Annotated in this window: 11 protein-coding genes and 1 tRNA gene; 10 read left to right on the top strand and 2 right to left on the bottom strand. The window is 61.0% G+C overall.

The genetic code is table 11. From position 1 onward, the window contains the following. Nucleotides 1-88 precede the first annotated feature (88 nt). The 10 genes from D7D26_RS01575 (at nt 89) to thiC (ending at nt 11454) form a co-directional block, all read left to right on the top strand. Nucleotides 89-403, top strand: a complete 315-nt coding sequence (locus D7D26_RS01575; RefSeq protein ID WP_120371753.1) for a DUF4236 domain-containing protein — start codon at nt 89-91, stop codon at nt 401-403. Nucleotides 404-608: 205 nt separating this feature from the next. Further along, nucleotides 609-818 carry a TOBE domain-containing protein gene (locus tag D7D26_RS01570; RefSeq protein WP_120371752.1) on the top strand — a complete coding sequence of 70 codons (210 nt, stop codon included), beginning with the start codon at nt 609-611 and terminating at the stop codon, nt 816-818. Between the two features lie 468 nt (nt 819-1286). Continuing rightward, the gene (locus tag D7D26_RS01565; RefSeq protein ID WP_158606225.1) at nt 1287-2645 is read left to right on the top strand and encodes an amidohydrolase; all 1359 of its coding nucleotides are present in this window, start codon (nt 1287-1289) and stop codon (nt 2643-2645) included. Nucleotides 2646-2735: 90 nt separating this feature from the next. Further along, nucleotides 2736-4280, top strand: coding sequence for an AbgT family transporter (locus D7D26_RS01560; protein WP_120371766.1), 1545 nt, complete (start codon nt 2736-2738; stop codon nt 4278-4280). A gap of 163 nt (nt 4281-4443) precedes the next feature. Further along, complete coding sequence (locus tag D7D26_RS01555; RefSeq protein WP_120371750.1) at nt 4444-5658, top strand: DUF3798 domain-containing protein; 1215 nt, start codon at nt 4444-4446, stop codon at nt 5656-5658. 132 nt (nt 5659-5790) lie between these two features. Then, a tRNA-Ala gene (locus tag D7D26_RS01550) sits at nt 5791-5866 on the top strand. A gap of 86 nt (nt 5867-5952) precedes the next feature. Then, nucleotides 5953-6996, top strand: coding sequence for an NADH:flavin oxidoreductase (locus D7D26_RS01545; protein ID WP_158606224.1), 1044 nt, complete (start codon nt 5953-5955; stop codon nt 6994-6996). 434 nt (nt 6997-7430) lie between these two features. After that, complete coding sequence (locus D7D26_RS01540) at nt 7431-8597, top strand: hypothetical protein (protein ID WP_120371748.1); 1167 nt, start codon at nt 7431-7433, stop codon at nt 8595-8597. 69 nt (nt 8598-8666) lie between these two features. Next, on the top strand, nt 8667-9845 hold the full coding sequence (locus D7D26_RS01535; protein ID WP_120371747.1) for a M20 metallopeptidase family protein: 1179 nt from the start codon (nt 8667-8669) through the stop codon (nt 9843-9845). 295 nt (nt 9846-10140) lie between these two features. Continuing rightward, entirely contained in the window at nt 10141-11454 is a 1314-nt protein-coding gene (gene thiC, locus D7D26_RS01530; protein ID WP_120371746.1) for a phosphomethylpyrimidine synthase ThiC, read from the top strand. A gap of 166 nt (nt 11455-11620) precedes the next feature. On the opposite strand, the gene D7D26_RS01525 is transcribed toward thiC, so the two are convergent. Both D7D26_RS01525 and D7D26_RS12105 read right to left on the bottom strand, forming a co-directional pair. Beyond that, entirely contained in the window at nt 11621-12235 is a 615-nt protein-coding gene (locus tag D7D26_RS01525; RefSeq protein WP_120371745.1) for a cytidylate kinase-like family protein, read from the bottom strand. Nucleotides 12236-12351: 116 nt separating this feature from the next. Continuing rightward, a complete protein-coding gene (locus tag D7D26_RS12105; protein ID WP_147413021.1) occupies nt 12352-12657 on the bottom strand; it encodes a hypothetical protein in 306 nt (101 codons plus the stop codon). Nucleotides 12658-12916: the final 259 nt, after the last annotated feature.

The raw sequence follows: 12916 nt of genomic DNA, 5'->3' as shown, positions 1-12916 counted from the left end.
ATTTACGTACCAATGGAGTCTTATGTGACGAACTGTTCGGCGAGAGCTTTTTCGCAGGGCCGGAAATCTTCGAAGGAGGCTGGACCCGATGGGACTGCGCTTTAAAAAGAGCATCAAGATTCTGCCCGGCGTCAGTATCAACATCAGCAAAACCGGCGTCAGCGCCACGATCGGGCCGAAGGGGAAGAGCATCAACGTCGGCACGAACGGCATCTTCGGCAATCTCGGCCTGGGCAAGGGACTGTCCTATCGCAAGAAGCTGGGTGATGCGCTGCCCAAGAACGCGGGCACGGCCGGCTTTAAAAGGATCCTCAAGATCGTCATGCTGGTCGTGATCGCGGTTTATCTGATCTGGCAGTACGCCGGGCCGTTCATCGGCGGCCTTTTGGGCGGCGCGAAATGATTTTTGGGAAAAGACGAGTTCCGGTTCGAAAGAGCCGGAGCTTTTTTTGTCCGCTGCCGGCGGTTGGACTGCAAAAATGTTGGGCGGCTTTTGGATATCTATTCTTAAAAGAATAATATTTATAATTTATTCGTTGACAATTGGGTGAGGCGCTGATAGTTTAATATCGGTTCGCAGTCAAAATAAAATCGAGGGAGGCTTTTTTATGAAATACGGCGTTCGCAACGATCTGATGGCGACGGTCCAAGCGGTGAAGAAGGGCGAGATCATGTCGCAGATCGAATGCACCCTTGATGCCGCAGGCAAACTCAGTTCCGTGCTGACAAGTGATTCCGTGGCCGAGCTGGATCTGAAGCCCGGCGACAGAGTGCATTTGTTGATCAAGGCGATCCACGTGATTCCCGCCAAGGACTGATTCCCGTATTCACTACAGCGAGGCGCCCGGGCTTACGGAGGGATCGTTTCTCGGAATACGGGGCCGTTTGGCGCCGGTCGGGATGATCGGACCGCCCTCATCGCCCCGAGAAGATGCGATTCTCCCCGCGGGCGTGACGCTCCCGTTCTGCAAAGCAGGACTGGGATCTTTATTGTTTTCTCAATCGGAGGAGTCCGGCTTGAAGAGCCGAGCTCCTCCTTTTTTTGTGTGATCGGAAGGGCGCCGATTTTTTGCGTTGGGATCTTCGGGACAAGCCAGTTTATAAAATAAGCGTCATTTCGTTCGATGAGAAAAATTTCTTTGATAAAACGTGATCGTTGACTTTGGAAAGACGAGGATTTATATTCTATGCACCGGTCTCGCTTTTCGGTTTACGGCGGCATGATCGGTTGTATGTGTGCGAGGCGCCGTTTGAGGGGGCGCTTTTCTCATGAGGAGGGAACGGTGATGGACGAGCGGCTGAAGGCTATTCTCGAATCGCACGAGAAGGAGTTCGAGGCGGTCAGCGACCAGATCTGGGATTTTGCGGAATATCGTTTTCAAGAGGTGAAGTCGGCCGAGTTGCAGGCGAAGTTTCTCGAAGCGCGCGGCTTCAAGGTGACTCGCGGCATCGGCGGCATTGCCACGGCTTTCAGGGCCGAGCGGGGGGAACGCGGCCCGGTGATCGGATTTCTCGGCGAATACGACGCGCTGCCCGATCTGAGCCAGAAGGCCGACTGCGCCGAAGAGTCGCCGCTGCTCCCGGGAGCCTTCGGGCACGGTTGCGGCCATCATCTGCTCGGCAGCGGCAGTATGGAAGCGGCTTGCGCGCTGGCCGAGTATCTGCGGGAAAGCGGCGAACCGGGAACCGTCGTTTACTTCGGCTGTCCCGCCGAGGAAAGCGGCGCCGGCAAGGCCTTCATGGTGCGCGAGGGGTGCTTCGACGGCGTCGATTTTTGCCTGACGTGGCATCCCAATGTCTACAACGGCCTGATGTACCGTTCGCTGGCCAACGCGCGCGTGATCTTCACGTTCAGCGGCGTGGCCTCGCACGCTGCCGCCGCGCCGGAAAAGGGACGCAGCGCGCTGGACAGCTGCGAGATCATGAGCGTTGGCGTCAATTATCTGCGCGAGCACGTGTCCGCCGACGTGCGCATGCATTACGCCTATCTGGACGCGGGCGGCACGGCGCCCAACGTGGTGCAGCCTCATGCCGCGGTGCTCTACGCTCTGCGCGCGCCGGAGACGGCGCAGGTGCAGGAAGTGTATGGCCGCGTTCTCGACGTGGCCCGGGGCGCCGCGCTGATCTGCGGCACGAAAGTGGAGGCGCAGGTGGTCAGCGCCTACGCCAATACGCTGGTGCCCAAAAGCCTCGGCGAGCTGGCTCACCGGTGCGTGAAGGAGGCCGTCGCCGAAGTGACGTACACTCCCGCGGAAGAAGCCTACGCCGAAAAGTTCGTCAAGGTCGGCTCGCAGCCCGGCGCGAAAACGGCGCTGGACCGCGGAGTGGAGGATCCGGCCGCTGCGGGAATGGGCGGCTCCACCGACGTGGGCGACGTGAGCTGGGTCGTGCCGACGGCGGGCATTTACGCGGCGACCTATGCGGCGGGGACGGTCATGCACGGCTGGACGGCCGTGGCGCAGGGACGCAGCAGCATCGCCAAAAAGGGGATGCACACGGCGGCGAAAGCCATGTCGGCCATCGCCATGGAGATTCTGCGTCGTCCCGAACTGCGGGAGCAGATCAAAAAGGACTTCGAAACGGTCAAGGACGGTCGCGTCTATAAGACTCTGATTCCCGACAGCATGAAGCCGGGGATGTTCTAAAGGGCTGGGTGTTGTAAAGAGGGCGTCGTCCCGCGAGAAATCGGGATTTCATCATTGATTTTTTTTTTCGGAAAGAGGGGGAAAATGGGAATGGACGACAGCACGAGAAAAGTTTCCTTGACGGAGCGGCTCCTCGGCGGCATCGAACGGGCCTGCAACAAGCTGCCGAGTCCGGTGATGCTGTTCCTGGACCTGTTCGTCATCATCGCGGTGATCTCGTGGATCGCCGGCATGTGCGGCCTTGAGCTGGTCAATCCGGCCACGGGCAAAATGGTGACGGTGCGCAATTTCTTCAGCCAGGAAGGACTGACCTGGATCCTCACCAACTTCGTGAAGAATTTCGTTGGCTTCGCCTCGCTGGGGCTCGTGCTGACCATGACCGTCGGCATCAACCTGTGCGAACAGGTCGGCCTGGTTGACGCGCTGCTGCGCAAATCCACGGGCGGCGTCAACGGCGCGATCCTGCCCTACGTGATCGCCCTGATCGGCACCTGCGGCAACCTTGCCTCCGATACGTGCTCGGTGCTTGTGCCGCCGCTGGGAGCGCTGGCTTTTATGGGCGCCGGGCGCAGCCCGATTGTCGGCATGTTCTGCGGCTGGCTGAGCGCCAACCTCGGCTTCTCGGCCAACCTTTTCATCGCCGGCACCGACTCGCTGCTGGCGGGCATCACCAACACTTCGATCAAGGTCCTGCTCGGGCCGGACGCTACGTTCGAGGTCGACAGCGCCTGCAACTGGTATTTCATGTTCTGCTCCACGATCCTGATCACGCTGATCGTGGGCTGGTGCACGAACCATCTGATCGAAAAGCGCGTCGGCCCCTACAAAGGGGAAACGATGCTCGACACGACCAAGCCGTTGACCGATCTCGAGCGCAAGGGACTGCGCAAAGCCGGCATCGCCCTGCTCGTCTACGCGGCCGCGATCGTGGCGGGCATTTACGCCGGGCCGCTGGCCAACCCGCAGACGGGCGGCGTCATCGGCAGCCTGTTCCTCAAGGGATTGATCCCGCTGATCCTGTTCATGTTCCTGATCTGCGGCATCGTTTACGGCAAAACTGTGGGCGTCATCAAGAGCGAACGCGATCTCTCCAAGATCTTCACCAAGGCCATGGCCAGCATGGCTTCCTTTGTGGCGTTCTGCTTCACGGCCGGCCAGTTCACGGCGCTGTTCGGCTGGACGAACTTGGGCGTGCTGCTGGCGATCGCCGGGGCCGATTTCCTCAAGGCGATTGACTTCACGGGCATCCCTATGTTCGTTGGCCTTGTAATCCTGGTGATCTTCATCAATCTGTTCATGACCTCCGGTTCGGCCAAGTGGACGTTTCTCGGCCCCGTGTTCGTGCCCATGCTCATGCTGATGAACTATCATCCCGCTTGGATCCAGCTGCTGTACCGCATCGGCGACTCGCCCACCAACGCGCTCTCGCCGGTCAGCCCGTATCTGTACATGTGCCTTGCGTTGGTCAATGAGAAATACGATAAGGACATGAAGCTTGGGACTTTCATCGCCAACTGTATCCCGACGATCTTCATCGCCCAGGTGGCGTGGATCGTCTTCGCCATCGCCTGGTTCCTCGCCGGACTGCCGGTGGGGCCCGGCGCGCCTTTGCATCTGCCCGCCGGGATCCTGTAATTTTGGCGGCGAAAGTTCGGGCCCTGCGCTTGAGACGCAGGGCCCCATTTTTTATGGAAGAATGTTCGGATCTTTACTTCTTGACCGCTAATTTAAAATATAATAAAATTTCACGTGGTTCGTTATACATATCGGATCAATTAATAAAGAGGAGGCAAAAAGTATGAAAAAGTATCATCTGGCAGCGGCGTTGTTTTTGGGCGCGGCGGTGTTCGCGGGGGCGGCCTGCGCGGCCGAGCCGGCGAAGTTCCACATCGGTATCTGCACGGGCACGGTCTCGCAGTCGGAGGACGACCTTCGCGGCGCCGAAGCGCTGATCAAGAAGTACGGCGACGTCACCGACGGCGGCATGATCAAGCACGTGACGTATCCCGACAGCTTCATGACCGAGCAGGAGACGACCATTTCCCAGATCGCGGCTTTCGCCGACGACCCGCTGATGAAAGCCGTTATCGTCAACCAGGGCATCCCCGGCACCACCGAGGCGTTCCGCCGCATCCGCGAGAAGCGTCCCGAGATGCTGCTCTTCGTCGGCGAAGCCCATGAGGACCCCAGCGTCATCGACAGCATCTCCGATCTCACCGTGGGCAACGACAACCTGTCGCGCGGCTATCTGAACATCGTCCTGGCCAAGCGTTTGGGCTGCAAGCACTTCGTGCACATCTCCTTCCCCCGCCACATGAGCTACGAACTTCTTTCCCGCCGCCGCATGATCATGGAGCAGACCTGCAAGGACATCGGCCTCGGCTTCCATTTCGAGACTGCTCCCGATCCCACCAGCGACGTGGGCGTGGCCGGCGCGCAGCAGTTCATCCTCGAAAAGATGCCCACCTGGATCGACAAGTACGGCAAGGACACGGCCTTCTTCTGCACCAACGACGCGCAGACCGAACCGATGCTGAAGAGCATCGTCGAGCACGGCGGCTATTTCATCGAGGCCGACCTGCCCTCGCCGCTGATGGGCTATCCTGGCGCGCTGGGGCTTGACCTGGCCGACGTGAGCGGCAACTTCGAAGCGATCCTCAAGCGCGTCGAAGACACCGTGGTCGCGCGCGGCGCCGGCGGGCGCATGGGCGTCTGGGCCTACTCGCTGGGCTTCACCACCTCCAAGGCGCTGGGCGAGTTCGCGATCGACTGCATCGAACAGGGCGTCACGCACCAGAAGTTCCGCCGTTACTTCGAGATCCCCAAGGTCGTCAAATTCTTCGACGCCGAGTCCCCCAATTCCTCGTGGAAGGGACGTTACTACGCCGACGCGCAGACCGACGTGGAGTCGAAGAACCATATCCTCATCCTTCAGGACACCTACATGCTCGGCGCCGGCCCGCAGCACATGACCGACATCGAAGTGCCCGAAAAGTACCTGAAGATCCATTAGGGAAAGACGCAGCGCCCCGTTCCGCTCGCTGAACCGCGATCCGTTGGGCGCGGGGGAATATTGTCCCCTCTTGCAATTTTGATGAAGTCGTGCTAATATGCACGAGTCATCCGGGACACGGGTGGCGCATCTGGGGGTATAGCTCAGCTGGGAGAGCGTTTGAATGGCATTCAAAAGGTCAGGGGTTCGAATCCCCTTACCTCCACCAGACGAATGTACGGCGTCCGAAGCGATTCGGGCGCCGTTTTTTGTCGCTTCGTTCCGGGCTTGAAATCGGAGGCCGGCTGCCCCATAATGAAAGCCGAGCTGTTTTTCTTCATAAAATCGGTGCTGAAAGAGGCGATGTCGATGCGACTTTTGCGGGAACCTGTGACGATCAAGAACGTGACGCTGAAAAACCGTCTGGTGATGCCGCCCATGGCGACGGAAAAGGCCGATCGCGGCGCGGTGACGGCGGCGACGCTGGCCTGGTACGACGAGAAGTCCCGCGGCGGATTCATCGGCCTGGTCGAAACGGAGCATTGCTACGTCAGTCCGGAAGGGCAGGCGAGCCCGTGCCAGCTTTCGATCTCGCGCGACAGCGACGTCGAAGGGCTGAGCCGGCTGGTACGGACGGTGCACGCCAACGGCTCGCCGCTCGTGGCTCAGCTGAACCACGCCGGCAGCTTGGCGAAAGAAGAGGTGACGGGGCTGCCGGCGTACGGCGCTTCGGCGGTGACGAACCCGCGCCGCGGCACGCGCGTCCCCGTGGCGCTGGACGCGGCCGGGCTGGACAAAATCGTCCGCGATTTCGCCGCGGCCGCCCGCCGCGCGAAAGAGGCGGGCTTTGACGGCGTGGAGCTCCATTCGGCTCACGGCTATCTGCTCGACCAATTTTATTCGCCGCTGACGAACCGGCGCGGCGACGAATACGGCATTTCGCCGGAAAACCGCGTGCGCCTGCACGGCCGTGTGATCGCCGCGGTGCGCGAGGCCGTCGGCGACGATTACCTCGTGGCGTTGCGCCTGGGCGCCGGCGATTACATGCCCGGCGGAGCGACGGCGGAGGACGGCGCGCGGGCGGCGGCATTTTTCGAGCGTTGCGGCGTCGACATGATCAGCCTGTCCGGCGGCATGTGCGGTTACGTCGTGCCGGAGCTGGACGGCGAGGGCTATTTCAGCCGGCTTTCCGCGGCGGTGAAGGAAAAGGTTTCCGTCCCCGTGCTGCTGACCGGCGGCGTCGTCACCGGCGCCGGCGCGGAAAAACTGCTGCGGGAAGGGAAGGCCGACCTGATCGGCGCGGGGCGCGCGATCCTGAAGGACTCCGGCTGGGCGGCCCGCGTCATGAGCGGCGCATAAGAGGGAACGGCCCGTAAGAGCCGGCTGAAGCGCGCCCCGCCGGCGGGGCAGGGAGCCTCGCGGGAGAAAAAAGTAAAAATGCCGGAGTCTTTGTCTTGTTCAGGTATTGACTTTTTAGTGTCCGAGTGTAAAAATATTTTCGTCGCGGTGCGCGGCGTTAACTGAGAAAGAAAGGAGCGTTTCCGCGTCATGAGAAGAATGAGCTCGCAGCAGTTCTATTTTAGCTTTTATTACGGCGTCCATGGCGTGGGAATCCCCTTGAGGTCCGACGTTTAACGCGTCGTGGCGCAAAGATCAAGGACCGGTCCCCATGCGGGAGCCGGTCTTTTTTTATTCTCCCTTTTTTACCGAAACGCCTTTTCCGGAGAGGCGTTTTACGTAAAATAAGCGCTTGAAAAAATTTTCGTTGCCAATTCCCGAAAGGTGGGGTATTTATGGATCAGTTAAGCGCATTGACGGTCATCGCTCTCGTGTACGCTGCGGCGAACCTTCTGGCGATGAAGACCCGTGCCCGCGTGAGCATGATGTTCATCTGCTCGGTGATTTTCCTGGCTTTGTTCTGGAGCGGGGTGCCGACGACTCTTTTCGAGGACAGCAAGATGGTGCCGCTGGCCACGTCGTTCATCGCCCTGCTGATGGTGCAGATGGGCAGCATGATGGATGCCCGCAAGCTGCGGGAGGAGTGGAGGACGGTGGCGGTGTCGTTCCTCGGCATGTGCGCCGGCGCCGGCGCGATCCTGCTGGCTGCGTCGCCTTTCATCGGCTGGGACTATGCCGTGGCGGCGACCGGCCCGGTATCGGGCGGCGTCGTGGCCGGGCTGATCATGACCGAGGCGGCCGACGCCAAGGGGCTGACGGCGATCGGCGTGTTCGTGACGATGCTGCTGACGGTGCAGGGGTTCTTCGGCATTCCCATCGCTTCCAACTGCCTGCTGCACGAGGGCAGAAAGCTCAAGGCCCGTTTCGCCGCCGGCGAGCGCGCGCTGGCGGCGGGGCAGACCGGCACGTCCAAGTGGGAGAAACTGATCCCGCCGATGCCCCAGCGCTGGCAGACCAGCTACGTTTACATCGCCAAAGCGTTTGCCGTCGCCTGGCTCAGCTTCAAGGCCGCGTCTCTGCTGGGCAACGCCGTGCATCCTTTTGTGATGGCGCTGCTTTTCGGCATCGTCTTTCACGAGCTGGGCTTCATCGAGACGAACATCATGACGCTGGGCAACGCGAACGGCATGGTCATGTTCGCGATCATGATCCCCATTTACATCAGGCTGGCCAAGGCGACGCCGCGCATGATCCTCGATCTGCTCGGGCCGCTGTTCATCGTTTTCGGCGCCACGGTCGCCGGCATCTTTATCGCTTCCCTCCTTTTGAGTAAAATATTCAAGTACAGCTGGGGCCTTTCCGCGGCGCTGAGCGCCACGTGCATGATCGGTTTCCCCGGCACGCTGATCATCTCCGAGGAAGTCGCCGCTCAGCTGGGCGGCAGCGACGAAGAGCGGGAGTTCGTCCTCTCGCACGTGCTTCCCAAGATGCTCATCGCCGGATTCACCACGGTCACCATCGCCTCCGTGTTCCTGGCGGCGTTCCTCGTCAAGTTTTTCTAGTTTTGCGGCTGAAAGCGGCTCCGCGGCGCGGGGCCGACAATTCAAACGATTCGAAAGGAGTTTTTTATGATGGCAGACAGGCAGGACAGCGTCACACGCGCTTCCGAAGCGGCCGTGGCCTTGCGCCGCGAGCTTCACCGTCACCCGGAACTTTCCTGGCGCGAGGTGGAGACGACGAAAAAAATCGCCGCCCGGATGGCGGAACTCGGCGTTTCCGTGATCAAAAAAGGATTCAAAGGCACTCAGTGCGGCCTCGTCGCCGAGATCAAGGGGGCCAAACCCGGCCCGACGTTGATGATCCGCGCCGACATCGACGCGCTGCCCGTCGCCGAGGATCCGTCCCACGACGTCGCGTCCGAATGCGCGGGCGTCATGCACGCCTGCGGGCACGACGCCCACGCGGCCATCCTCGCCGGCGTCGTTCAGGTGGTGCAGGAGCACCGGGGCGAACTTTGCGGCGCAGTGAGGTTCCTGTTCCAGCCCGCCGAGGAAGCGGGCCCCGGCTCCGGCGCGCCCGCGGTGATCGCCGACGGCGCGCTCGAAGGCGTCGACGCGATCATCGGCGAGCACGTGCAGAGCCAGATGCCGGCCGGTAAAATCGGCTGGAAGAAAGGGCCGATGATGGCCTCCGCCGACATCTGGGACATCGTCATCCACGGCAAGGGCGGCCACGGCGCCAGCCCCCACCGTGCCGTCAATCCGATGCTCTGCGCGGCGGCCCTGGTGCCGGCGCTGACGGCTATCGCGCCGCAGGAAGTGAGCGCGCTCGAACCGGTCGTGGTCGGCATCGGCGCCATCAAAGCCGGCGAGGCCCGCAACGTCATTCCCGATACCTGCACGATGTGCGGTACCGTGCGCTGCTCCGACATGGAAACGCGCGAAGCCATGCCCGAACGCTTCCGCCGCATCGTCGACGGCATCGCCGCGGCGTGGAACTGCACGGCCGATCTGAAGTACGAAAAAGTCTATCCGGTCACCGTCAACGATCCCGACGTCACCGACTGGATCCTGGACGTGGCGAGAGCCGAAGGGCTTGAGGACCGTCTTGTGGAACGCGAGTTCGCCATGGGGTCCGAAGATTTCAGCTACTACGGCGAAAAAATCCCCGCCGCGTACTTCAACCTCGGCATGGGCACCGACGCGCCGCATCACAGCGCCGAGTTCCGCGTCGACGACGCCGTCGTGCCGCTGGGCGTGAAGCTGTTGTCGGCGCTGGCGCTCGATTACGGCAAAAGCCGTGGGAAATAGAAATTTTCGCCTTTTTGCCGCCGCGGGGCGCTTGTCAAATCGGCCGCGGCCTGCTAGACTGGTCCTGCATCAAACGAAGAGCGAACCGGGGAGCTTGCGTCACGCAGGCTGAGAGGGAACTGGCGTTCCGACCCGTGAACCTGTTGGGATAATGCCCGCGGAGGAAGACGCAGAAAAAAATGGAGGGAGCGGGCTCCGCACGAGGAGTCCGCTCCCTTGTTTTTCGTTCGGGCAAAAGCGCCGGTTCCGCGGAAAATCCGCTGTCCGCAGCGGAAGCAGGAAAGGAGTCCGTCATATGGAGCGAAATTACCACACGCAAATGGAAGCGGCGCGCCGCGGCATCGCCACGCCGGAGATGGAGATCGTCGCGAAGAAGGAACGCCGCGGCGTTCGGGAGCTGATGGGCTGGATGGCCGAAGGCAAAGCCGTGATCCCCGCCAACCGCGGGCATCGGAGCCTCGACCCTAACGGCGTCGGCAGCATGCTCAAAACCAAGATCAACGTCAATCTCGGCGTCAGCCGCGACTGCAAGGACTACGACGTGGAAATGCAGAAAGTGATGAGCGCCGTGAATATGGGCGCCGAAGCCATCATGGACCTGTCCAGCCACGGCGACACGCAGCCTTTCCGCCGCAAACTGTGCGGCGAGTGTCCCGCGATGATCGGCACCGTGCCCGTGTACGACGCGGTCATCCATTACCGGCGCGACCTCGCCACGCTCAGCGCTCAGGACTTCGTCGACGTGGTGCGCCTGCACGCGGAGGACGGCGTCGATTTCGTCACGCTCCACTGCGGCATCACGCGCAAGACCATCGAGCAGATCAGAAACTGCGGACGGGCGATGAACATCGTCAGCCGCGGCGGCAGCCTCGTTTTCGCCTGGATGAGCATGACCGGCGAGGAAAATCCGTTCTACTCACATTTCGACGAGATCCTCGACATCTGCCGCGAGCACGACGTCACCATCAGCCTTGGCGACGCCTGCCGCCCCGGCTGTCTTGCCGACGCCACCGACGTCTGCCAGATCGAGGAGCTCGTCCGCCTCGGCGAATTGACCCGCCGCGCCTGGACGAAGGACGTTCAGGTCATGGTCGAAGGCCCGGGGCACGTGCCGCTGGATCAGATTGCTGCCAACATGAAGGTGCAGCAGTCCATCTGCCGGGGCGCGCCGTTCTACGTGCTCGGCCCCCTCGTTACCGACATCGCCCCCGGCTACGACCACATCACCGCCGCCATCGGCGGCGCGGTGGCGGCGGCCAACGGCGCGGCTTTCCTGTGCTACGTCACGCCCGCCGAACATCTGGCCCTGCCCAACGTGGACGACGTCAAACAGGGCATCATCGCCAGCCGTATCGCCGCCCACGCCGCCGACATCGCCAAGGGCATTCCCGGCGCGCGCGAGCAGGACGACCGCATGGCCGCGGCGCGGCGCAAGCTCGATTGGGACGCGCAGTGGCTGGAAGCCGTCGATCCGGAGACCGCCAAAGCGATCCGCGCAAGCCGCGCCCCCGAAGACGACCACAGCGAAACCTGCAGCATGTGCGGCAAATTCTGCGCCGTGCGCAGCATGAACAAGGCGCTGGCCGGCGAGTACATCGACATTCTGTAAAAACGAGCCGCCGCGGGGACGCAAAAAGATCCCCCGCGGCGGCTCGTTCGTTGTCGAAAAGCGACACCTTATTTTCAGTCAATAGTTTGCAAAGAAGCGTCATCCGTCATTCCCAACCGAGTGTTCCACGTGGAACATTTTGATTCGTCTTTGTCTGCGGCCAGTTTTACCCGAACCGCCGCGCAGTCTCGACGATCAGGGCCGCGGCGGCTTCGCAGCCGAAGGCGCTGCTGTTGAGTGTGAGGTGGTAGCGATGGATATGGCCCCATTTGCTGCCGGCGTAATACTGGTAGTGCTTGGAGCGGATCTTGTCGTTGCGCTGCACGGTTTTTTCCGCGTCCTCCGCCGGCAGGCCGTATTCGTCGACGGCGCGTTTTACGCGGTCGGCCAGCGGCGCGTGGATGAACGCGTTCAGACAGTCGGTGCGGTCGCGCAGAATGTAATCGGCGCAGCGCCCGACGATGACGCAGGGAGCTTTTTCGGCCAGCTCGCGGATGATTTTGCTCTGCAGGATGAAGAGATTGTCCGACGCGGGCAGTCCGTCGTTGATGAACATCGAATTGGCGTAATAGCCGTTGGCGGCCAGGTTGAACAGATAATTGGGCGTCACCTGCTCTTCTGTGTTTCTGATGTAGTCGATGGCGAAGCCGCTTTTCTTGGCGGCGAGGTCGATCAGGACCTTGTCGTAGAATCCGTACCCCAGCATTTGGGCAGCCTGCTCGCCGATACTGCGTCCGCCGCTGCCGTATTCGCGGCCGATGGTGATGATGCGTGCTGTCATGTAAATCAGTCCCTTCTGCCTCTTGAGGATGGATTTTTATGCAGATCGTTTCAGAAAAAACGGGGCGTCATGAAGTAAAGATGCACCTCTTTCTATAATAAAATACCACAAAAGCCTCATTTTTTCCAGTATCGGGCTGAAGCGGCTGCGATTTCGCCGCCGTTTCTGAGGAAAAATGCCTGCAAAGAATGGTTGGCGGATGTTCCGCGGCAGGGAAAGCCTATTTCAATTTCGTGCTTGACAGATGGGAAACTGCGGTTATAATTTTCACCAACAAATGAATAGAGATAAAAGCGATGAACCGGATCCCGCCGATTCGTTATTTTCACGGCGTCAGAGAGGAAATCCCATAGGCTGAAAGGGTTTCTGCGTGAAAGAGTCTGACGGGCAAGGCCCGGGGAGCTGGAATTGAAAAAGCGCATTCGGCGCTGGAGTAAATTTCCCGGATTGACCCTCGTGATCGGGTCCGAGCGGGATGCAGCGATGCGTCCAAGCAGGGTGGTACCGCGAGACTGACTTCAGGCTCGTCCCTACAGCGCGGGGACGAGCCTTTTTGCTTCCCGCGCTGTCACGGTCCTCCCGGCAGGACGGCTGCGTTCAAGCAGGGTGGTACCGCGTGCCGAAAATGAGAAGCGCGTCCCTGTGTATTTGCGAAAAATACACGGGGACGCGCTTTTTTAT

Origin of the sequence: Pyramidobacter sp. CG50-2 (genome assembly GCF_003612005.1) — a bacterium.
Lineage (GTDB): Bacteria > Synergistota > Synergistia > Synergistales > Dethiosulfovibrionaceae > Pyramidobacter.
Note: the sequence above shows the minus strand (reverse complement) of the source record. Positions and strands in the feature narration are given on the sequence as shown.